Here is a 22,838-nt window from a genome sequence, read left to right as displayed (position 1 = left end):
GCAATAAAATCAACCATTATAAAAACCAGTGGAACTTACCCTGACACGGATTTCCACTGGTTGTTAGAGGTTTTATCAGATTAACTTCCACTTTAACAGACGGTGGAAGTTAGTTTGGGAATTTAGCTTTGAAAATCATTTATTGAAAAAGTTTTGAAAATATCAAAAATCCAAATTTTTAGGTGTTTTGTGAGTTTTTACTCAAAAATATTTTTTCATCGCATTTAACGGCTAGCTTTTCTTGTTGTTTTAAGATGTCTATAAAACTGTTCAACTCTTTTAGTTTGACTTTCCTTTCGTGTAAGGCTAGTTGTTTATCACTATATACTTGTTGTAGTTCGTGGTAGTTTTCAACCAGTTCATCATACTTTTTTCTGATAAGCACTTTGGTTTTGTGCGACTTTCGCATTCTGACTGACTAACCGTTCTACTTCTTTCGCTTTTAAGTTCTACTTGTACCATATCAAATGTGGCTTTAGTAATAATCTCTTCATGGTTGTTTTCAATATAGTATTGTGGCAATTCACCTTGGTTTATTTTTCTTGTTTTCGTTAGGAAGTCTACTGTATATGACTTTTGTAGTAAGGCATCACCTTTATACTTCTCATTACTTAAGATGCTTTTTTAGTTTGGTAGATCCAGACCTTTTTACCTGCTGGTGTTGGCACACCTCTATCTGTTAATAGCTTTGCAATACTGTTCGGATTTTCTCCTTTTAAAAACAATCCGAAGATGTATCTGACAATCCGTGTTTCTTCCTTATCAATTTCAAATCCACCTTGTTCTGCTTCTTTAAAGTCTAAGACATGCGAATAACTAAGAACCTGTCCGTCTGTAGCCATTTTCCGCTTACTCCATGTGATGTTCTCTGAAATGGAACGTGATTCTTCTTGGGCCAGCGAACTCATGATTGTAATCAATAATTCTCCCTTTGAGTCAAGTGCCCATATATTCTCTTTTTCAAGGTATATCTCCACAGCAAGTTCTTTCAACTTATTACTTGAGTTGCTTCTTCACATTTAAGTATACAAATCAAGCCTTGGAAACTGCTTATTCCAAGGCTTAATTTGTGTTTTATTGTATCAATTTCCTTATTCCAATTTCAGTCACCACCATTTTGATTGCCATAAAAAACTCCTTTTGAGTATTATATCAAAAATGGTGACTGAAACAAAAAACTACCTCATATTGAAGTAGTTCCTATCGCTTATTTCACTTTTTCTTCTTTGTAGTCGCATTCTTCATGGCTACATGTGACTTGTTTGCCACCGCCACGAACTTTCTTTTCGACTAAATAGTGACCCGATTTTGGACAGGCGCGACCAACTGGCATATCCCAAGAAGTAAATTCACACTCTGGATAACGATCACAGCCGTAGAAAATACGATTCCGCTTCGTTTTACGTTCGATGATTTGACCTTGATCACAAGTTGGACAGGTCACACCAATTTCTTTTGTAATGGCCTTCGTATTGTGACAGTCTGGGAAGTTGCTACAAGCGTAAAACTTACCAAAACGCCCTAACTTGATAACCATTGGATGACCACAGAGGTCACAGTCAAAGCCAGCAGGTTCATCCTTAATCTGAATTTTTTCAATTTCGGTCTCTGCTTTTTCCAATTCCTTAACAAAAGGTTGGTAGAAGGCATCAATCACTTTTTGCCACTCTTCTTTACCAATTTCAACTTCATCAAGTTTACCTTCCATTTCTGCCGTGAACTTGACATCCACAATATCTGGGAAAAACTTGATAATGAGAGAATTGACAATTTCACCAAGCTCCGTTGGTTCAAAGCGCTTAGCTGCTAATTTGACATAGTAACGGCGCTGAATCACATCAAGTGTTGGAGCATAAGTTGATGGACGTCCCACACCATTTTCCTCCAGGGTCTTGATAAGGGTCGCCTCTGAGTAACGCGCTGGTGGTTGGGTAAAATGTTGTTCTGGTGTTGTTAAGACTTTTTTAACCGTATCACCTGCCGCCATTTCTGGAAGCATTTTATTTCTGTCAGAATCATTATAAACAGCCATGTAACCATCAAATTTGACCTGACTACCATTAGCTACAAACATGACACCGACACCATTTTGTGACAGTTCCACTTTCATGGTATCAAAGACCGCAGCTGTCATCTGACTTGCCACAAAACGGTTCCAAATCAAGGTATAAAGTTTGAGTTGGTCCTTGTCCAAATACTTGGCAATGCTTTCAGGTGTCTGATGGACATTTGACGGACGAATAGCCTCATGGGCATCTTGAGCTCCCGTACTATTTTTCACACGGTTGCCATGCTTCGAATACTTATCACCGAAACGTTCTCTGATGTACGCTGCCGCTTGACCTTGAGCAATAGGGCTAATACGAGTTGAATCTGTACGCATGTAGGTAATAAGCCCCTGCTGACCAGAACCAAGATTAATTCCCTCGTACAATTGCTGCGCAACCATCATGGTTTTACGGGTACGGAAATTAATTTTATTAGTTGCGTCTTGTTGCATTGATGATGTGGTGTAAGGAAGCGGAGCATTTCTGCGACGCTCTTTCTTCTCCACCTTATCAACAAGGAAATCATCACCTTTTAAGCGTGATAGCACCGCTTTAACATCGTCATTATTGGCTAATTTTAGCTTTTTACCGTTCACTCCATAGAAGGACGCTTCAAATTTCTTAGTTCCCTTTTTAAAGGCACCGTCAATGGTCCAGTATTCTTCTGGTTTGAAGACCTTGATTTCATTTTCACGGTCAATGATGAGCTTTAGGGCAACAGACTGCACGCGCCCTGCTGACAAACCTTTTTTAACCTTTTTCCACAGAAGAGGTGAAATAGAGTAACCAACGATACGGTCAAGAACGCGACGCCCTTGTTGCGAATTGACCAAATCCATATCAATTTGACGAGGTTCAACAAAGGCATTTTTAACCGCATCCTTTGTGATTTCATTGAAAACCACGCGGTTTTTATCTGTCAAATCCAAGTCCAAAATGTGGGCTAAGTGCCAAGAAATCGCTTCTCCCTCACGGTCCGGGTCACTCGCGAGGTAAACTTGCTTGGCGCCTTTGGCTTCCTTCTTCAAGGACTTGATCAAGTCTCCTTTACCACGGATATTGATATACTCAGGTTCATAATTATTGTCAAAATCAATAGACATAGATGATTTTTTCAAATCACGAATATGCCCCACAGAAGCGACTACCTTATAGTTGCGCCCCAGATACTTTTCAATCGTTTTAGCTTTAGCTGGAGACTCAACGATAACGAGTTTTTTTGTCGCCTTGCTAGCTTTCTTTTTTGTTGCTTTCTTTGTTTTACTAACTGTTGCAGTTGCCATAGATTTTCCTTTGTTTTCTCTACTAAATCTATAGCATGATAACCTAGTTTTTTAATCCTGTCAATAGAAAACTTCTCCTATAGGAAAAAGTCAATTTCTAAACACACTCAGAAATGATGTCAAAACCTGTTGTGACGCACTTTGCGCCTTCTTGAATTAAATGATGACAGTCATCTGATTTTCCATCCAAAATGTTACCTGGAACCGCAAAAATATCACGTCCTTCTTCCATAGCTCGTTCGCAAGTAATCAAACTTCCCGAACGCATTTTTGCTTCCACCACGATAATCCCACGTGATAAGCCAGCTATAATCCGATTGCGTTCTGGAAAATGGAATTTCTTTGGTGCTTGACCGACCTCATATTCTGTTAGCACCAGCTGATTTCTAGCCATGTAATCCTGTAATTTACTATTTTCCTTAGGATAGTAGATATCCAAACCACAGCCGATAACTGCAATCGTCGCTCCGCCATTTTTCAAAGCAGCTACATGAGCACTAGTGTCAATCCCACGCGCCAGACCAGAGACAATCACAAAACGGTTCCCCATTTCCTTGATCAGCTTATCTACGGACTGAGTACCAACTTCTGAGCACTTCCTGGAACCAACGACACCTAATTTTTCCTTATTCAAAAGGTCTAAGTTTCCTTGGTAAAATAGCAGAGCAGGGGGATTGTAGATGTTTCTCAGCTCCAGAGGGTACTCCTTATCCAATATAGAAAGACTAGGAAAACGGTTGAACTCTTCACGTAGTTCCTTGCTGTTAAGATTTTTAAAGGTTTCGATAAATAGAACAGGATTTTTACATTGAGAAACCACTGCCATATCACGTAAAGATAGAGATTTTCCAACACGCTTTTGATAGTCTAGGATATTTAAAATATTAAGATTGGTTAACCCAGCTTTTCGTAGTTTATATAGGTCAAAATTGTTCATGCCTTACCTCCACTTGATTATTCGCAAAAATCAAAAAAAGTTGAGCACCAACTCAACTTTCTAAGTATTTAATAATTTTAGCGGGATTACCAGCAATGACCACATTATCACCAAAAGACTTGGTCACAACGGCTCCTGCACCAACAACAACGTTATCACCAAGAGTCACTCCAGGCAAGATGGTCACGCCACCACCTAACCAGGCATTATCGCCAATGGTAATCGGTGCGCCATATTCTAGACCTGAGACACGTTCCTTGGCATCCAAGGGATGGAGGGGCGTCAAGAGCTGACAGTTGGGACCAAACATGGCATTGTCACCAATCCTAATCTCACAGACGTCCAAAAAGGTCTGATTGAAGTTAGCGTAGAAATTCTCACCAAGGTAGATGTTATTGCCATAGTCACAGACAAATCGCGGTTCAATCAGCAAGTTTTCACCTGTTCCTCCAAACCATGATTTGACCAGCGCTTTGCGCTTCTCCCTGTCGTCTTCGCCATTAAACAAGCGCATGTTCTCTCTAGCTTTTAAGCGCATGGCAACTAGTTCTGCATCCCCTGCATCATAGAGTTGCCCAGCTAGCATCTTGTCACGTTCCGTCATCCTAGTCTCCAATCATACTCTTAATCGGCTCAAAGGTCTTACGGTGAATCGGGGTAATCCCTAATGTTTTCAGTCCTTTTAAGTGATCTGCTGTGCCATAACCAGCATTTTTAGCAAAGGCATAGCCAGGAAACTTCTCATCATAATCTGCCATCATATCATCACGCGTCACCTTTGCAACAATAGAAGCTGCGGCGATTGATAACGAATTGGCGTCCCCTTTAATAATAGACTGCTGCGGCAAATGAACATCCAAAGTCATGGCATCAATCAACAGTCCCTGTGGTTTGATTGATAGGTTTTCAAGGGCCTCTATCATGGCTAACTTGGTCGCCTCATAGATATTGACCTCATCAATGACCTGACTATCCTTTATTCCAATACCGACTGCTAAAGCCTCTGCCATGACGGCATCATAAATGGCACGATGTTTACTCTTTGGAATTTTCTTACTGTCATTTAATCCTTGGATTTTACAACCTTTCGGCAAAATAACCGCTGCTGCGACAACCGGACCAGCTAAGGGGCCTCTGCCCACCTCATCAATACCTGCGATGAGCTCAATACCTTCGGCGTACCAGTCCTTTTCGTAGCGCAGCATATGTTCCAAACGCAAGTCCTCATCAATCTGTGCTTGAATAGCTTTGCGCCGTTGTTTAATCGCTGTCTGCACTCCTGAACGGGTATCCTTGGCAAAGTCTTCCCAGCGACTGTCCTCAAGATGTGTTATCTCTTTGAGGGCTTCCTTAATTTCCTTAATCGTTGCCATCTAAATCACTGACCTTATCTAGCGTGTAAAGACCGAGCTTGCCATCACGAACTTCTTTGACAAATAATTGGTAGAAGCGGTCATAATCGTCTCGGAAACCTAGTTTTTGTGTCATTGACATAATGATTTCAGGCGCTTCATCGTCAAGGTCAATTCCCTTAAAGCGCTCTTGCAACCGCTCTGGGTAATTTTCCTTGAAATAGTTAAGTCCAAAAATGGTCACTTCATCCATAGGCAATAATTGGTCCTTGATAGCTCCTGTTAAAGCTAATTTAAGCCCAACTAACTGGTCTTCGAATTTTGGCCACAAAATACCAGGTGTGTCTAAGATTTCCAAATCTTTATTCGATTTCAACCACTGTTGTCCCTTCGTAACCCCTGGTTTATTGCCAACAACAGCAATTTTTTTCCCTGCTAAGCGGTTCATTAGCGTTGATTTTCCAGCATTTGGAATACCGATAATCATGGTGCGTAGGGTTTCTTTTTGAATGCCCCGTTCACGCAACTTAGCAATCTTATCTGCCATCAAATCTTGAGCAGCCTTGGTCACTTTTTTGACCGTTGATTGCTCCTTAGAATTGATTAATAAGGTCTTAATCCCTTGTTTTTCATAGTAGCTCTGCCATTCTTTAATCAAAGCCATGTCAGCTAAATCAGCCTTGTTCAAAATGAGCAGACGAGGTTTGTCTCCTACAATCTTTGTCAACATGGGATTTTGACTGGATAGCGGAAGCCTTGCATCCACCAAAATCGTCACGAAATCCACGTGCTTTAAGTTTTCTTGAACCTGTCTCCGAGCTTTTGACATGTGCCCTGGAAACCATTGAATAGTAGCCATCGTTATCATCCTTTCATCTCAGGGAATTAGACCTTCCAAATTCCGTCTTCCTCAGATTATCCTGTGATAACAATCATATGAGATAACCTGAATTCTCTCTTTACCTTTATTAATCTTTACTAACAAACATCCCTTATTATACCATTTGAGGTTAACAATTGACAACACATCATATGAAAACGCACGACAAACGCATGAAACCTTCTATTTCCATTTTGCAAGTGTTGAAAGTTTTTTGCCCTAAAACAATTGTTTTAAATACTTGTCAAAGGACAGACTTAGGGCATATTTCTTACGACGCAGACTCATCTTCTTTCCAAAATCTAACTGTTTTAATACCGCTAAACAGAATTTATCCATGACATTTAAATTAAATGCGAGTTGTTTATTCAAAGTCTTATTGGCATCTTCACGAAAAACAACATCTAGTAGCCAGTGCATGCTCTCTATCTGCCAATGCCCCCTTACATAATCACACAACTCTTTAGCGCTAACCTGACAACTTAAAATAAAGTAGCGGGTTTCTTCGCTCTCTTGACCATTCTTTGTTATCTGAATACGCGCCCGTCCAATGCTTTGGATATGTCCCCAATCAGGATGCTCTTGACGTATCCACTCTGTATCAGTAATGACTTCATACTGTCTCAATTCAATCTGACCGTGCGCTTTCTCAAGCGTTTCATAGCTATCGTCAAAATTCTGAGAGAGTTCAAAATAGGGACGAATATCTTCTAGAAGGCTCTTTTGATTCTCTTTGACTGCTAGACAATAATCTGCTTTCTTCATGATAATCTTATCCGCAATAGCCTTTTGTGTGCCCATAGCGTCAATACTAATATGCACCCTTTTACTGAAATCATGTCTAATAATCGTGGAATCGCTGTAATCTCATTGCTTTTTTCATCAGTCGCTACCTGACCATACGAAATCCCTAAATCTGTCGCATAGGCTGAGACAATATGTAGGGCTTTTTGAGTTTGACTGGCATTACCACGGATAGTCTTCCCGTCAATGGCTACTAAACGTTTTGAAAGTTGTGGTAAGGTTTTAGCTGATGAGTCACATGCTTCAAGAAGAGAAGTCCATATCTGTGTGAGTTCTACAAGAACTTGTGAATCTAAGGTCGCAAAAACACGTTGTAGAGTGTCATGAGAGGGAATGCCATTTTCTAATTTGAGAACGGTGCGTAAGGATTTCTCATAGGCAATACCAAACTCCTCTATCTCATCCCAGTGTTCTGCGCCTGATAAGCGAGCAAAGAAGATGAGAAGAACGATATCTGACAATAAGTGTTTGACTTTCCATGGCTCACGATCATCTCTCACAGTAACCAAGAAATTTAAAAGGTCTTCCATAACAAAATCCTCCACTTTTATTATAGCGAAGGATTTTGAATTCATCCATGAAAGTCTTTTCTGTAAGCCATATTTTCTTCATGCGTTTGTCGTGGTCCATCTCCTAACTTCAAAAATTGATAACTACCCTTGTTTTGAATTAAAATTAGAACACCGATGAATCATTTTGATAAACGATAGTCTTGTAAACTACTCTATACTTTGTCGTATTCCATTTTAATACTTAACAAACACCAAAAATTACTTTTTTGTTTCTTTCTTAAAAGTGCGGACGCTCAAAAGGTTCGGGGAACCTTTTGAGGTGGGAAATAGAGTTGACAAAGTCAACATCAAAACCTTCTATGGAGTTTCATTGCTACTTTTTGAGCCTAGGTCTCAAAAAGCCCGTTCTTATCAAGAGTAAAAGAATACCACTATAGCGAAAGAAACGTTTTAACCTCACTTCGTTCGGTAGTCTATCAATAATATTAGAAGTTCTAAAATGCTAATTTTGATTTTGGATGAGTATAAATCTACTATAAAAAATAAAATGTCTATGACAAAAACACTCCCAATGATGAGAGTGTTTCAAAGACTATTTAAACCAAGAGGGCTTCACATTACCCACCCAAGTAAGCCTTACGGACTTCGTCTGATTCGAGGAGCTCTTTACCTGTTCCTGAAAGAACAACTTTTCCAGTTTCGAGTACGTAGCCACGATCTGCAATTGAGAGAGCCTTATTGGCATTTTGTTCAATCAGAAGAACTGTTGTTCCTTGTTTTTGAATATCTTGGATGATATCAAAAATTTCTTGGATGAAAATTGGCGCCAACCCCATTGATGGTTCGTCCAAAAGGAGTAATTTAGGTTGGCTCATAAGCGCACGTCCCATTGCCAACATCTGCTGCTCACCACCTGAAAGAGTCGCTGCATCTTGATTTTTACGCTCTTCTAACCGAGGGAATCTTGCAAAAACTTTTTTCAAGTTGGTGGCATTTTCATCCTTATTGTTTTTCAAAAAGGCACCCATTTCAAGGTTTTCCATAACTGTCAAACCTGCGAAAACATGTCTTCCTTCTGGTACTTGTGCCAAACCATCTGCGACGATTTTTCGTGCTGGAACTTTTGTGATATCATTCCCTAGATAAAGAATTTCTCCAGAACTAGGTTTGACAAGTCCTGAAATGGTGCGAAGAATAGAGGTTTTCCCAGCTCCGTTTGCTCCGATTAAGGTAACAACTTCTCCTTCATTAACCTCAAAAGAGACATTTTTGACTGCTTCAATAGCACCATAGCTAACTGAGAGGTTTTTTACTTCTAACATTGCCATTAAATCTCACCTCCAAGATACGCTTCAATAACACGTTTATTATTTTTGATTTCTTCCGGTGTTCCGTGAGCAATCAAGCGACCGTATTCTAACACATAGATGCGCTCTGTGACTTCCATAACCAAGCTCATGTCATGCTCAATCAGAATAATCGTAATTCCAAAATCTTCTTTGATTTGACGAATAAGAGCTGTCAATTCAGCTGTTTCTTGTGGATTCATCCCAGCAGCTGGTTCATCAAGGAAGAGGATTTTAGGTTCAGTTGCAAGCGCACGCACAATTTCCAAACGACGTTGTTGACCGTAAGGAAGATTTTTAGCAAGCGTATCTGCATCCTGCTCCAAATTAAAGATTTTCAAAAGGGCTAAGGCCTTTTCTTTCAACTCTTCCTCATGTGCATAATATTTTGGTAAGCGTAGAAATGACGCCAAGATGTGTGGTCTGTGGTGGTTATTAAAACCGATCAACACATTTTCTAAAACCGTCATATTCTTAAAGAGACGAATGTTTTGGAAGGTACGAGACAAGCCGAGCGACGCAATTTTGTAAGGTGTTTTACCATTAAGAAGAGTGCCGTCAAGCGTCACCGTTCCTTCAGACGGCTCATAAACACCTGTTAAAAGGTTGAAAAGGGTTGTTTTACCAGCACCGTTTGGACCGATAAGTCCAACTAATTCTCCCTCGTGAAGTTCCATTGTCACATCACCAACAGCTGTCAAACCACCAAAGTTTTTGGTTAAATTTTTAACGTCAAGAAGTGCCATACTTATTTGCCCTCCTTAGATTTTGTAAAGAATTTTGATAGCATTAATTCCTTTGTACCAAGTAAACCACCTGGTCGGAAAACCATCACTAAAATCAAGGCTAGTGAGTAGATAATCATGCGAATATCCGCAAAAGATGCCAAGTACATATTGAGAATACCTAGGACAACCGCAGCTAAAATAGTACCTGTGATCGAACCAATACCACCTAAAACAGCAATAATCAGATATTCAATAGATTTCATCAAGGCAAAATCTTTTGGAACGATTGTTCCGATATAACCGACATAAAGTGATCCTGCAATGGCTGACATCATCGCTGCAATCATGAAGACCATCACTTTAATTTTAGTGGTGTTAACCCCCATTGACTCCGCAGCAATCTCATCTTCACGCACAGAAATCACACTGCGTCCAATTGGACTTCTTAAAAAGTTTAATACCAACACAGTCAATAATACTACGAAGATGAAAACAACCGGCCATGTCGTATAGCGAAGAATTCCTGACATCCCTGCTGCGCCATTTGTCCAAGTACCACCGTTAACAATCGCAATACGGATAATCTCGGCAACACCAAGTGTCGCAATGGCTAAATAGTCCCCCTTCAAACGAAGAGTTGGCAGACCAACGACCAAGGCAATGACCGCTGCCACAAGGGCACCAACCAACATCGAAATGTAAAATCCTGCATAAGTTGGCATGGTCTTTGTTAAAATAGCTGTCGCATAGGCACCGATTGCCATGAAACCTGCTTGACCAAGTGAAAATTGACCAGAAAACCCAAGAACCAAGTTCGTTCCGAGTGCCATAATCATGGAAATGCCAATCCCCATCAAAATCTGAACGTAGTAAAGACCGATCAAACCACTGCTAACAAGTACAGATAAAATCCCATAAATGGCTACAACAAGAGCAAGCCAAGCTAGAATAGGTTTTATATTTTTCTTCATGCTTACACCTTCTCTTTCACATTTTTACCAAGAATACCTGCTGGACGAACCAAAAGAATTAGTATCAAGATGATATAAACAACAGCATCCTTATAAGTTGAAATGTCAAAAACATATGTAAATGTTTCTAAAATACCGATAACAAGGCCTCCTAGAGCCGCACCAGGAATAATACCAATACCACCAAGTACCGCTGCTACGAAAGACTTAATCCCAGGCGCCATCCCCATAAGAGGTTCGATTGAATTATAATAAAGTCCAATCAAGACACCAGCTGCACCCGCAAGTGCTGAACCAATGGCAAAGGTAAAACTAATTGTTGTGTTCACATTAATTCCCATGAGCTGAGCTGCATCGCTATCAACAGATACGGCACGCATCGCTTTACCCATTTTGGTCTTTTTAACGATAAATTGTAGACCTACCATCAAGGCTAGTGAGGTCACTAAAATGATGATTTGATGACTATCAATCGTAAAGAGCCCCAGATCATAACGAACTTTTTCGATAACCTGCGGAAAGGCACGTTTTTGACTACCAACAAAGTATTGCATCCCATATTCCAATAGGAAAGACACACCAATCGCTGTAATCAGCGCAGCAATTTTCGTGGAATGACGTAAAGGACGATAAGCTAAGAATTCAATCAGCATCCCGATGCAGGCTGTCATCATCATTGTCACAACCAGAGCGACAAAGAAATTGAGGTGAAAAACATTAATGAGGTAATAGCCGATAAAGGCACCCAGCATATAAATGTCACCGTGAGCAAAGTTAATCAACTTTAAAATCCCATAAACCATGGTGTAACCCAAGGCTAGAAGCGCATAGACACTTCCTAGAATTAAACCATTGACCAATTGTTGGATCATATGTTTACCAATCTTTCTATAAAAATAACAATATCTGGGAAGGCAAACTGCTCCCCAGATTTATATTAAGTACATTACTGTCATTCGCTAGGAGACCAAGACTTGGCACTCCTTGAATGATAGTCTCTTATTTTGCTTCGACAACTGTTGAAGATGTTTCTTTACCGTCAGTTAAACCAATCATAACTGCTGATTTCACTGGGTTATGTTTTTCGTCAATCGTCATCTTACCAGTAACACCTTCGAAGTCTTTAACTTTTGCAAGATTTGCAGCGATATCCTTAGATGTTTTAGCATCTTCAGCTGCTTCTACGGCTAAGTAAACTGCATCATAAGCAAGGGCTGCAAACATTGATGGTGCTTCACCATATTTTGCTTCGTATGCTTTGGCAAAAGCTGCCGCTTTATCAGAAGATTTAGCAGAGAAACCTGAGATGTAGAACACGTTGTCAACGTTGTCAGCACCAGCCAATTCAATCATACGGCTATCAGCAAAACCATCTGAACTTACGATTGTCTTATCAATGCCCATTTCACGCGCTTGCTTGATGATTGAACCAGCTTCTTCGTAGTATCCAGGCATAACGATAACTTCATAATCTGCTGCTTTAATCTTTGAAAGGGCTGCTTGGAAGTCAGTGTCTTTAGCTGCAAACATTTCTTCGATAACAATGTTGCCTTTGTAATTTTCTTTAAAGACATCTGCGATACCTTTAGAATAGTCCGAAGAATTGTCATAGTAAAGAACAACTTTCTTAGCTTTTAACGTGTTTGTCACATAATTAGACAAAACAGCACCTTGATAGCTATCAATAAAGGTTGTACGGAAAACAAACTCATTGACTTTGCCACCTGCACCTTCAGTTAATGAATCTTGAGTACCTGATGGTGTAATCAATGGAACACCTGCAGAAGTTGCGTTTGGAACTGCCGCTGCAGTCGCACCTGATGTTGCAGGACCAATCATCACATTAACTTTTTCTTCAGTTGCTAATTTTGTCGCTACTGTAGCTGCTTCAGCATTATCAGATTTGTTATCTTGTGAGACAACTTCTAATTTCTTACCAGCTGCTTTTAATTCCTCAACAGCAAGGTCAGCCGCATTTTTTTCTGCTGAGCCGTAAGCTGCGGTATTACCTGACAATTCGAAGTTAAATCCAATTTTCAAAGTGTCACCAACCTCAGTACCTGCCCCAGCAGAACCAGATGCAGATGGCGCAGCACCACAGGCTGCAAGAACGGCTGCACTAGCAAAGGCAAGCATACCGACTGTAAATTTTTTCTTCATGAGTAGACCCCTTAATCTTTTCTTAAATTTAATACTTTACAAGTATACTGAATTATCTGAAAATTTGCAACGTTTTAAAGCCAATTTTTTTCACTTTTTAATCTTTTTCTGTTCTGAAAAGGTTTCCAACAAAATTATGGTCAATTTCGTGTAAATGAGATGGCAAGACACGCTTCACAAATTTTTGTTTTTCAATTACTGGAGTAAGCTCATTAACGTCTTCTGCATTGATATAAAGTAAGACATAACGCATTTTTTTAGAATGGTAAAATGTTTCACCAAACTTATTTAATTTACGAGCGTCACGATTGTAATAAAGATACACCGCTAAACTCACGCGTTCCTGTTTTTCAAACATGATTATTCCTTTCAATTTTATCAGATGAGACACTGGCATGGCTGACTCTAGCATCAAAACAACAATTTTACAACTACCGTTTCTTAAGACATGCCAAAATTATTTTTAGTCTCTAATGTGCATTAACAATTATAGCCTATTTATTTTACCATAATTTCATGTTCTTAAACAGCAAAAAAAGTAAGACAACTGAGTGTGGCGTTGACTTTGTCAGCACTATTTCTTACCTAAAAAGATTCCCCAGTTCTTTTGCCCCCCTACTCTAGACGTCGGATAAGCACCAATAAAAATTTTACTAGATAAAATCTAAGTCATATATCCATAGCCAATTACCTGCGTAATAAAATAAGAAAACCTACACGTTCATTTACTTAAAATGATTATGTAGACCTTTTTCATCACAGATACAAAACACCCGCCAAGCCCATTGTTAGGGGAATGGTCACGATTGAGAGCGTTGTTGTCAGAAGTACTAGGCGTGAGCCATACTCGTAATCACCACCGTAGACTTGACTTAGAAGGGCTGTATTCATAGCTGCTGGGGCTGTTGAAGCAATACTGAGCGCCAACCTCACGTCCTGCTCTGCTATTGGCAAAAGCCAAATCAGTAAGATACTAAGTGCTGACGTCCCGAGCAAACGCCAAAAGGCAGTTTGATAAGCTGGTGGGTAAAGGAAAATTTTTCGAGGGCTTGCCTTATAAAAATAAGACCCTAAAACTAAGGTTGAAAGAGGGGTGTTGAGTGTCGCAAATGAATCGACTGCATTGGTGACAACCTGAGGTAAAGCCATGGGTAACATAAAAAAGAAAATCCCAATCACAGTTCCAATCGTCGCAGGGTTAATGAAAAGCGAACGAAGATTGATGACCGATTTATCCCCAGAAATCAAATAAATGCCATACGTCCACTGGGTCAACTGGTTTGCAATGACAAAAGCTGAGATGTAAAAAACAGCCTCCTTACCGCCTACCGCTAGAGCCAACGGTGTTCCCATAAAGCCAACATTGGCAAAATTGATCGCGTACTTATCCATATTTCGCTCAGCTGGATAAAGAAAGTGCACAAGGACAAGCCGTGTTCCCAAAATCAAAAAGGCTGCCAAAACACTAAGTCCAAGATTGCTCAGCTTTTCCCAAGAAAATTCTGCTGCGATAAAAGAGGAGACAAATAAGCTAGGTGCCACAAACTTGGTTAACAGTTTTGACAGTTGAAGTGTCACCTCTTTGGTAAAAATCCCTTGTTGCGCAAACAGCAACCCCATTCCCGTCAAAAGAAATAGAACTAATAATTTTTCAAAAACCAAAAACGAAATTGCCACTACGCCACTCCCTCAAACGTCATGGAAACGGTCACGTTTTCTCTTAAAAGTTGCTTAACACGGCAGTGACGATTAGCATAGTCTCTCAAAGCTTCTTGGTCTGTTTCGGATAAAAGCTGGGCTGGGAGCTGAATGTTCAACTCAAATTTGCCATCGTCATAAGAAGCTAGTGTTTCCATCTTAAAACGCTCTAAACCATGCATCCTCTTATAGTAACCTTGCACGCACATGGTCACACAGGAGGATAAGGCAATAACCAACAAACTCATCGGCGTTTCCCCCTCGTCAATCACCCCAAAGGTTTCAACTGGCTCACCATAACCAGATGATAAGGCATGGTAAAGACGGTCTCCTGTAATTTTTGTTTGATACATGGCAACTCTCCTCTACAGATTTTTTCTTGACTTGATTTGGCATTGTTATTATACTTAGGGTACTAGTTGTTTTTCATTATCCTATTGGAATTTTTCCATATATGCGATTTTATCGCACCAATCGTTCGAATAAATATACTCATAGGAGTTTCCTACGACAGATATTACTCACGGACTTCACAATGAATAAAGGTTAACTAGCTACCACTATTATTATATACTATATAATAGCATAAAGGAGAAAATATGGATAAAAAGAAACGTCGCTTGGGATACACAAGTATCGGACTTATCACTGGTATAGCACTATTAGGACGCGGTCTTATTCGCTATAACCATTACCAGCAAAAACAAGAGGCTCAACAAGAACTCGTCTCTCAATCCAAGGTCGTCAGCGAAGCCATGAGTGAAGAAAATAGCCAACGAGAGGAAGAAAAACAAGAACTATTTGGCAAGATGTTCAAGCTAGCCAATGCCGAAAAATTTGAGAAAAAATATGAAACTTTTAAGACTGCCGAAGATGATAGCTATGGTCTCGGTCGCTTAAACGGTCAATATTATCTCGTTGATCTTTCATCTGAAAAAGAAAGTTTACTGGAAAACACTGATATTGCCTACGTTTTACCCATTACTGAAACGAGTGACAACAGCCAGTTAACTGCCATCTTTGCACACCAAAATGGCGAATGGCATCTTCTTGATAAACAAGGAAACTCTCTTCTTTCATTTGGTGATGCACCAATTACCGAAACATCATCCTTCACAGTCACTAACAACGTTATCGATTTAGCACAATAATAAGAACTAAAGTCAATTAGTTTTTATTTAGTATTTTTGTTAGCACTTCTCCTAATGTGGTGTGGGGCGCTCAAAAGGTCTGGAAAACCTTTTGAGGTGGGAAATAGAGTTGACAACGTCAACACCAAAACCTGCTACGGAGTTTCATTGCTAGATTTGAGCCTGTTTTTCGCAGTAGATGATTAGGCTGTACTTGTCGACGCCTCGACAGCGTCCAACCTAATCATCCACTATAGCGAAAGAAACATTTTAGCCTCACTTCGTTCGGTAGTCCATCAAAAGTATTAGAGATTCTAAACTGCTAATTTTGATTTTGGATGAGTATAAACTGAGAGAGTGGGACAGAAGTCATGATTTCGAAGAAATTGACTTCGTCGTCCCACCTCCGCACAGTTGATTAGGATGGCCGCTAACGATTGCGTGGTAGTAAAATAGTCCAGTGGACTATTTTAGGTGGACACTTGAAAATGAAGAAGTGTCCAGTTGCAGACCTCCAATCAACCACTGCGTCAATCTGTTATTACCATTAAAAATAGAAGGTTGAGATATTTATGTCCCAACCTCTTTTGAATACAAAAAAACGACCTTACGGTCGTTTGGGGGCATTCTCCTAAAAGAATGTGATTAGAAGGTTCACATCATCTAATCAAAATCCGCTCCTGCGTTTATGATTTCCCCTGCGCAAAATTGCTTTAAAAGCAAATTCGGCTCATCGCATGTCATTATTATAACAGACCAAAAAGTATTTTACAAGAGAGGTGCCACCATTCGAGCCAAACTTCCTGTCATTTTTGTCATAAGCGAACGATTTTCAACTTCTGTTAAAGTAACCAGTTGGCTTTGATTAAACGTATTTGTAAAGTCGTCAATTATCTCTTCTAAAACAGAAGATTGATAGATATAAACACCACATTCGAAATGGTGATAGAGACTACGGTAATCTAAGTTAATCGTCCCCACAACAGCTTTGCTATTGTCCGAAAGAAAAACCTTTGCGTGAATAAACCCTGGCGTATACTCATAAATCTTAACCCCTGACAGCATCAATCGCTGATAGTAGGTCTTGGCAAGGGCGTAAGGAATAGGCTTATCTGGAATACCCGGCATAATGATACGGACATCTACTCCACGCTCTGCCGCAAAGCAAATAGCGTGTTCAAGCGCACTATCTAAAATCAGATACGGTGTCATAATATAGACGTAATCACGCGCATGATTAAGAATATCAATGTAAACATTTTCAGCGACTTTATCCTGATCCATAGGCGAATCCCCAAAAGGAATGATAAACCCGTCACTAGCATAAGACTCTGTAGGTTCAATAAGATAGGAGGTGTAATCCACTTCTCGCTCCAAAGTTGACCACATTTGTATAAAGAGGACAGTAAAGGTTTGAACAGCCTCACCTTGAAGCATAATTGCTGTGTCTTTCCAATGACCAAAACGATTAATATGATTGATGTACTCATCTGCTAAATTGACGCCACCTGTAAAGGCCACTTCATTATCAATCACTAAAATTTTACGATGATCACGGTAATTATAGTAGGTTGATAAAAAAGGGGAAAGCGGAGCAAAGGACTTAGCCTTTATCCCAAGTTTCCGTAATCTCTCAGCATAATCAAAGGATAAGGTCGAGAATTCGTTCATCCCATCATAGAGGACGCGAACTTCCACACCCTCTTGGACTTTCTGCCTCAAAATAGCCAGAATCTCCCCCCACATCTTGCCTTCCGCGATAATGAAATATTCTAAAAAGATGAATTTTTTCGCCTTAAGAAGCTGCTGCTTCATCTCCTCAAACTTCTCTTCACCCGTTGCAAAATAAGTCATCTGAGTATTTTTGTAAACAGGATAGTATCCATCACTTCTTCTAAAATATTTTACCAGATTATAGGTTGTCGAGTGCGTTTCGCGCAACTCCATTTCAACTTCAGATTTTTGCTTTAAATACCTAAGCCCTTCCTTCTCCAAGGCATTTATGCGCCGCTTTAGACCACGATAGCCGATATCTGCTTTACTGTAAAAAAGCAGAGCGGAACCAAAAATTGGAAAAGGCATGATTAGAAGCAACCAAGTCATCTTGGCCGTCGCTTCCATCTGGCTATTAAAAAGATAGAGCACTGCACCAAAGACTAATACAAAAGAAATCAATTGAAATAATGTCTCATAATCTTCCAACCATTGAAACGTGGTCAGGAGCAATAAAAATTGCAAGATAATGAAAAATCCCATAATCCAAACACGACTAAAAACGAGACGCCAAAACCCTTTTTGACCTTTTCTTAAAAGCCGAATACGGCGTTTTTCTTCCTTCATCATAATCTCCAAGCTTTTTTCTCATTATACCACAAAAATAAGGCATCAGTAAGTTGACACCTCAAGTTCTATCAATCATTCACTGAAACTACCGGACAGTTTATGACCTAAAAAATTATTCCCCATAATTTGGGCAAAAAGATAATCAATCCAGTTAAAACAGCGTAGGCAGAAATGACTAAAACCGCTCCTGCTGCCATATCCTTAGCATTCTTAGCCAGCATTGAAAAATGGTAATTACTTGCTAAATCAACAACGTTTTCAATCGCCGAATTGACAATTTCAAATGTAATCACTAAAAAGATTGCTAGTAATAAAAATAGCCATTCGATCGCTGAAATTTGAAAAAGAAAGCCAGCTATGGTTACCAAAATGGCTGAAACAGCATGCTTTCGAAGATTTCGTTCCTCTTTAAAAGCCGTTATGATGCCCGTCAGTGCAAATTCAAGACTGGCAACCAAAGTCATGTTTTTCCACTTTTTTTGTGGATTAGTGTCTCGTAAGTCCATAGGCCGTCAGAATCTCCTCTTGTAAGCCAAACATTTCCGCCTCTTCCTCAGGCGTGTAGTGATCATAGCCATTGATGTGCAAGAAGCCGTGTACTGCTAAAAAGCCCATCTCACGCTCGTATGAGTGACCGTACTCCTCAGCTTGTTCTCTTGCCTTGTCAATCGAAATAAAAAGCTCTCCGATGTAAGCATCAAATTCATCCATCATCTCAGCCAGTTCAGGATTATCTGCCAAATCTTCTTCATCAAACATAATAGGAACTTCTGGCTTATATTCCAAACTAATCACATCTGTTGGACGATCTGTATCACGAAATTCTAAATTAAGCTCATGACTACGTTCGTTCGTGACAAAGGTAACTGCCATTTCCTTATTTTGCTTCCCCAATTTTTCAGCAGCAAAATCCAATAGTTCCAAGGTTTGTTTTTTGATATCCTCTGAGACTTGACCTGTCTCATCCACAAATTCTACGTACATGTATTCACCTAGCACACATTACTGTGCTAGCCTCTCTTATCCTGTAATATTTCTTACATTATAACATATTTAAAGATGAAAAAAAAGCAGACGCTTCTCACTAAAAAAGAAGACCAAATCAGTCTTCTTTCAATTTCAACTCATAATCGCTTTGTCAATAAGGCATGGTTAAATGACATGCCCAAATCATCACTATAGAATCTTAGGAGTTCTAAGTAGTGATAAGAAGCTGCAATTACGCCAATCACTGATACCTTATGAAGTAAATCGTTTTCCATAAAACGATATAGTTTTTGCCCGATACCTTGGCTACGATAGGCTGGTTTGACATAAAGTTCGTCAAGTTCAAAAGCACTCTCACCGACAGCATTGTAGGACGTCTTTTCGGTGAGGATTTTAATATCTCCAAGGGCATAGGCAATAATGGTATCATCTTCACGCGCTACATAGAGCTCTCGATTTAAAAATTCTTCTGCCTTATTTGGAGTGTATGAAGGAATGGTCTTTTCTTCTGCCCATTGTTCTGATAAAGACGTGAGTTGAGTCAGTTCAGGCAGATTTTCATCACTCAAAACCAGTTTTTCATAACAAATCATGGATTTTTCCTTAAATAATCAATAGCATCCTTAACATTTTTGACGGGCACAATCTTCATATCTGTCCCCAATTCCTTAGCGACAGCCTTGGCTTCTTCATAGTTATTCCCTTTTGGATAATATTTTTCCATTCCTTTTTCAATTGGATTATCTGGGACAAAGAAGATCTCCGAACCAGCTTTATCAGCAGCTACGACTTTCAGTCCAGCGCCACCAATATCGCCTACTGCTCCGCCTTTTTCAATCGTACCTGTACCAGCGATAAGACGCCCTTTTCGCAAATCTTCCTCAATAAGCTGGTCATAGATACTAAGCGTGAACATCATACCAGCACTTGGACCCCCGACACCATCTGTGAAAAACTCAATGGAGTGATCGGTCACAATTTCCGTGTGATCGACAAGGCTAATTCCGATACCATTTCGCCCATTATCAAGCTTGATAATTTTTCCAGAAGCAGAAAGCTGATTGCCATCTGAAATATACTGAACCGTCACATCATCCCCAAGTTTGAGAGCACCAACGTAATCAATCAATTCTTTAGAGCTTGAAAACTTTTCGCCATTGACACCTGTTACTGTGTCGGCAAGGTGAAGAATCTCTTTAAAAGTTGATTTGTCATCCAAGCTGAGCACATAAACGCCCAGATAGTCTAATTCAACTTCTTCGCCAGCCAAGGTAAGCGCCTCACTAATGGCTGCATTTTGTGATGTCTTCATGTAAAATTGACTAATTCGCCAATAATCGTCATCTGAAACACCACCTGTCGTCTCCTCAGCTGATGAAATTTCCATGTGTGGGGTTAACCAAGCTGCTAAAATCTTAATAGGCGTTGCTTTGGACACGTTGACAGCCACAAAACTATAAGCTCCATCTTCTTCGTCTGCCGTTCCATCAACACTAAGCACCGAGCGAATGTCAAAAGCTCCGCCTGGCATTTCAATATAGTAGGGAAGTGGAAGGAAAAATATCCCTAATACAGTCATCAAGCCTACAAGACCGACTAACCACCATTTAAACTTTTTAATTATTGTCATTCATTTTCTCCACTTGTTTTACAACACTTTCTGGTACAAAATCCGTGATAGGCGACTTGAAATAAATCAATTCTCTCACACGACTGGATGAGATTGGCTGATAACGATGGCTAGCCATCAAATAAACGGTTTCTAACTCTTCTGCGAGATAGCGATTAAAGAATTCCAAATTGGCTTCATAATCGAGGTCAACCGCATTCCGAAGCCCTCTGACTAAATGCGTCACTTGGTACTTTCTTGCCACTTCTACCGCTAATTGCCCTGCAGAGGTCATCACTTCTACCCCTTCCAAATGCGCAACCGCCTCACGAATCATCTGGGCACGGGTTTCAACATCAAACAGCCCTGCTTTTTCCTTATTGTAAAACACACCGATATAAAGCTTATCAAATAATCGACTGGCGCGTTCAATAATATCCAGATGCCCTACTGTAATCGGATCAAAAGACCCTGTAAATAAACCAATTTTAGTCATTTATTTTCTCCATCAAAATAAAGGTATAGAAAGAAGGCAAAAGTTGGTAAAAATACTAGAATATTTGACCATTTTGAGTAACTTGGTAAAATTCCCAAGACCGCAGGAACTAGGCAGACTACGGCAAGGTAAAGGTAAAAACCATCCCTCTTTCTTTTTGACTGTCTTTCCTTTCCTCTATCTCTCATTAGAAGGGTGATGAGAACAACATTCATTCCTATGGAACCAATCAGCAAAATCAAAACCACTAAAATACCAAATCCCGACATACCTACCTCACATAAACCGTTACTTTACTGATACCGTAAATCTTTTCCTTCCAAATACCAACTGATCCAATCTCTTCTGGTAGCTGAACAGCCTTGTCTGTCTCACAGACAATCATGACGTCCTCGCCTAGCAACCCTAGCCTATCCATCGCTTCAATATTGGCAACAATTTGCTCTTTGGCATAAGGTGGGTCGAGAAAAATCACGTCAAAAGTCCCTGTCAATTGGCTAAGCGCACGCTCTGCCTCCATCTTCAAAAGGGTAAATTTCTCAGGCACCTTAGTCATCTTGATGTTTTCTTGGACAATGGCTTGCGCTCCGCTATGTTTTTCCACCAAAACAGCCGTATCCATCCCACGCGAGACAGCCTCAATAGCCAAGCCACCCGACCCTGCAAATAAATCAAGGACACGACCACCATCAAAGTAGGGGCCTATCATATTAAACATGGCGCCACGCACCTTGTCTGAGGTCGGACGCGTATTTTTTCCATCCAGCGTCTTCAAAGGACGCCCACCAAATTCACCAGATACAATTCTCATGGTTTTTATTATACCATAAAAATCAACCTACCCAAGAGGATAAGCTGACGGTCTTATATTAACCTTAAATAATATTACTCAACTGCGATATGATATTATTAATCAGATGTAAACCAATACCATATTCTAAACGCTTTGTCTTATCATAAACGATGGCAAGAACCAGTCCCATCGAACCATAAATAAACCATGAAGCTAAATTGGTTGGACTATGCAATAAAGCAAATGAAAACGTGGAGAAAACAAAATACCAGATGGATGATAAATCTTTCAAAGCATGTCTCATGAATCCTCTGAAAACAACTTCTTCAACAATTGGAGCTTTAAAAGCAGTTATGGTGAAGGTCAAATAGAGGGGCAATCTCATATTTCGCTCTTGAAGAGCTATCTCATTAGCCGTTGTGACCTCTCCAGATAAGCTGAGCAGATAATATCCTACCTCACCGATAATATGGAATAAGGCGAAACCACCTACAATATAAATCAAAACATTTTTCCAAGTCAGTCCCTTAAAGGATAAGGTAAACCACTTTCTCTTATGAGCTACTATAAGACTCATACCGATAAAGAGAATAATTGAGAAAAAATAAATCAATCCGTTTTCTAGCGAAATAGGGCTGTTACCTTTAATCGCTGCTATTGCCCCCAAATAAACTTCCGGAATCGAGAATACAATCATGAGTCCAATTGCCTGTAACATGACAAGAACTGCTCGTAAAAACTTCTTCAACACGTCATTATCT

General features: G+C 39.9%; 23 protein-coding genes and 2 pseudogenes. 1 reads left to right on the top strand and 24 read right to left on the bottom strand.

From position 1 onward, the window contains the following. Window positions 1-426: 426 nt before the first annotated feature. From EAF07_RS03855 to EAF07_RS03785, 15 genes and pseudogenes are all read right to left on the bottom strand, one after another. Window positions 427-995: pseudogene (locus EAF07_RS03855) on the bottom strand (recombinase family protein); the annotation flags it as partial. A 212-nt stretch (window positions 996-1,207) separates the two neighbouring features. Continuing rightward, a complete protein-coding gene (gene topA / locus EAF07_RS03850; protein ID WP_121834972.1) occupies window positions 1,208-3,331 on the bottom strand; it encodes a type I DNA topoisomerase in 2,124 nt (707 codons plus the stop codon). A 97-nt stretch (window positions 3,332-3,428) separates the two neighbouring features. Next, window positions 3,429-4,268 carry a DNA-processing protein DprA gene (gene dprA, locus EAF07_RS03845; protein ID WP_121834971.1) on the bottom strand — a complete coding sequence of 280 codons (840 nt, stop codon included), beginning with the start codon at window positions 4,266-4,268 and terminating at the stop codon, window positions 3,429-3,431. A gap of 52 nt (window positions 4,269-4,320) precedes the next feature. Next, entirely contained in the window at window positions 4,321-4,872 is a 552-nt protein-coding gene (locus EAF07_RS03840; RefSeq protein WP_121834970.1) for a sugar O-acetyltransferase, read from the bottom strand. A 1-nt stretch (window position 4,873) separates the two neighbouring features. Beyond that, window positions 4,874-5,641, bottom strand: coding sequence for a ribonuclease HII (locus EAF07_RS03835; protein ID WP_121834969.1), 768 nt, complete (start codon window positions 5,639-5,641; stop codon window positions 4,874-4,876). Continuing rightward, window positions 5,628-6,479: a ribosome biogenesis GTPase YlqF gene (gene ylqF / locus EAF07_RS03830; protein ID WP_121834968.1), complete on the bottom strand. Its 852-nt coding sequence runs from the start codon at window positions 6,477-6,479 to the stop codon at window positions 5,628-5,630. The genes EAF07_RS03835 and ylqF overlap by 14 nt, the downstream gene beginning before the upstream one ends. 240 nt (window positions 6,480-6,719) lie before the next feature. Further along, window positions 6,720-7,834, bottom strand: a pseudogene (locus EAF07_RS03825) (ISAs1 family transposase). Between the two features lie 599 nt (window positions 7,835-8,433). Then, the gene (locus EAF07_RS03820) at window positions 8,434-9,144 is read right to left on the bottom strand and encodes an ABC transporter ATP-binding protein (protein WP_121834967.1); all 711 of its coding nucleotides are present in this window, start codon (window positions 9,142-9,144) and stop codon (window positions 8,434-8,436) included. Beyond that, complete coding sequence (locus EAF07_RS03815; RefSeq protein WP_121834966.1) at window positions 9,144-9,908, bottom strand: ABC transporter ATP-binding protein; 765 nt, start codon at window positions 9,906-9,908, stop codon at window positions 9,144-9,146. The genes EAF07_RS03820 and EAF07_RS03815 overlap by 1 nt, the downstream gene beginning before the upstream one ends. Before the next feature lie 2 nt (window positions 9,909-9,910). Further along, window positions 9,911-10,861 carry a branched-chain amino acid ABC transporter permease gene (locus EAF07_RS03810; RefSeq protein WP_121834965.1) on the bottom strand — a complete coding sequence of 317 codons (951 nt, stop codon included), beginning with the start codon at window positions 10,859-10,861 and terminating at the stop codon, window positions 9,911-9,913. A gap of 2 nt (window positions 10,862-10,863) precedes the next feature. Further along, window positions 10,864-11,733 carry a branched-chain amino acid ABC transporter permease gene (locus EAF07_RS03805; RefSeq protein ID WP_121834964.1) on the bottom strand — a complete coding sequence of 290 codons (870 nt, stop codon included), beginning with the start codon at window positions 11,731-11,733 and terminating at the stop codon, window positions 10,864-10,866. A 127-nt stretch (window positions 11,734-11,860) separates the two neighbouring features. Beyond that, a complete protein-coding gene (locus EAF07_RS03800) occupies window positions 11,861-13,021 on the bottom strand; it encodes an ABC transporter substrate-binding protein (RefSeq protein WP_121834963.1) in 1,161 nt (386 codons plus the stop codon). Window positions 13,022-13,118: 97 nt separating this feature from the next. Continuing rightward, a complete protein-coding gene (locus EAF07_RS03795) occupies window positions 13,119-13,379 on the bottom strand; it encodes a DUF2129 domain-containing protein (protein ID WP_121834962.1) in 261 nt (86 codons plus the stop codon). Window positions 13,380-13,777: 398 nt separating this feature from the next. Continuing rightward, the gene (locus tag EAF07_RS03790; RefSeq protein WP_121834961.1) at window positions 13,778-14,698 is read right to left on the bottom strand and encodes an AEC family transporter; all 921 of its coding nucleotides are present in this window, start codon (window positions 14,696-14,698) and stop codon (window positions 13,778-13,780) included. Beyond that, a complete protein-coding gene (locus tag EAF07_RS03785) occupies window positions 14,698-15,072 on the bottom strand; it encodes an OsmC family protein (protein ID WP_121834960.1) in 375 nt (124 codons plus the stop codon). The genes EAF07_RS03790 and EAF07_RS03785 overlap by 1 nt, the downstream gene beginning before the upstream one ends. Before the next feature lie 246 nt (window positions 15,073-15,318). On the opposite strand from EAF07_RS03785, the gene EAF07_RS03780 reads away from it, so the two are divergent. Then, window positions 15,319-15,870, top strand: coding sequence for a hypothetical protein (locus EAF07_RS03780; RefSeq protein WP_121834959.1), 552 nt, complete (start codon window positions 15,319-15,321; stop codon window positions 15,868-15,870). Window positions 15,871-16,617: 747 nt separating this feature from the next. Here the strand turns inward: EAF07_RS03780 and cls are convergent. The 9 genes from cls to EAF07_RS03735 all read right to left on the bottom strand — a co-directional run bounded on the left by cls (window position 16,618) and on the right by EAF07_RS03735 (window position 22,828). After that, window positions 16,618-18,192: a cardiolipin synthase gene (cls, locus tag EAF07_RS03775; RefSeq protein WP_121834958.1), complete on the bottom strand. Its 1,575-nt coding sequence runs from the start codon at window positions 18,190-18,192 to the stop codon at window positions 16,618-16,620. Between the two features lie 104 nt (window positions 18,193-18,296). Next, window positions 18,297-18,698, bottom strand: coding sequence for a diacylglycerol kinase family protein (locus EAF07_RS03770; RefSeq protein ID WP_121834957.1), 402 nt, complete (start codon window positions 18,696-18,698; stop codon window positions 18,297-18,299). Next, window positions 18,679-19,176, bottom strand: a complete 498-nt coding sequence (gene ybeY / locus EAF07_RS03765; RefSeq protein WP_121834956.1) for an rRNA maturation RNase YbeY — start codon at window positions 19,174-19,176, stop codon at window positions 18,679-18,681. Before ybeY ends, EAF07_RS03770 begins: the two co-directional genes overlap by 20 nt. Window positions 19,177-19,316: 140 nt before the next feature. Beyond that, complete coding sequence (locus EAF07_RS03760; RefSeq protein ID WP_121834955.1) at window positions 19,317-19,772, bottom strand: GNAT family N-acetyltransferase; 456 nt, start codon at window positions 19,770-19,772, stop codon at window positions 19,317-19,319. Then, on the bottom strand, window positions 19,769-20,809 hold the full coding sequence (locus EAF07_RS03755; protein WP_121834954.1) for a SepM family pheromone-processing serine protease: 1,041 nt from the start codon (window positions 20,807-20,809) through the stop codon (window positions 19,769-19,771). The genes EAF07_RS03760 and EAF07_RS03755 overlap by 4 nt, the downstream gene beginning before the upstream one ends. Beyond that, window positions 20,796-21,284, bottom strand: coding sequence for a pantetheine-phosphate adenylyltransferase (coaD, locus tag EAF07_RS03750; RefSeq protein WP_121834953.1), 489 nt, complete (start codon window positions 21,282-21,284; stop codon window positions 20,796-20,798). The genes EAF07_RS03755 and coaD overlap by 14 nt, the downstream gene beginning before the upstream one ends. Further along, complete coding sequence (locus EAF07_RS03745) at window positions 21,281-21,553, bottom strand: hypothetical protein (RefSeq protein ID WP_121834952.1); 273 nt, start codon at window positions 21,551-21,553, stop codon at window positions 21,281-21,283. Before EAF07_RS03745 ends, coaD begins: the two co-directional genes overlap by 4 nt. Before the next feature lie 2 nt (window positions 21,554-21,555). After that, the gene (rsmD, locus tag EAF07_RS03740) at window positions 21,556-22,095 is read right to left on the bottom strand and encodes a 16S rRNA (guanine(966)-N(2))-methyltransferase RsmD (RefSeq protein ID WP_121834951.1); all 540 of its coding nucleotides are present in this window, start codon (window positions 22,093-22,095) and stop codon (window positions 21,556-21,558) included. 64 nt (window positions 22,096-22,159) lie between these two features. Further along, entirely contained in the window at window positions 22,160-22,828 is a 669-nt protein-coding gene (locus EAF07_RS03735) for a CPBP family intramembrane glutamic endopeptidase (RefSeq protein WP_121834950.1), read from the bottom strand. Between the last annotated feature and the right edge of the window lie 10 nt (window positions 22,829-22,838).

The organism is Streptococcus hillyeri, from assembly GCF_003686955.1.
Lineage (GTDB): Bacteria > Bacillota > Bacilli > Lactobacillales > Streptococcaceae > Streptococcus > Streptococcus hillyeri.
Note: the sequence above shows the minus strand (reverse complement) of the source record. Positions and strands in the feature narration are given on the sequence as shown.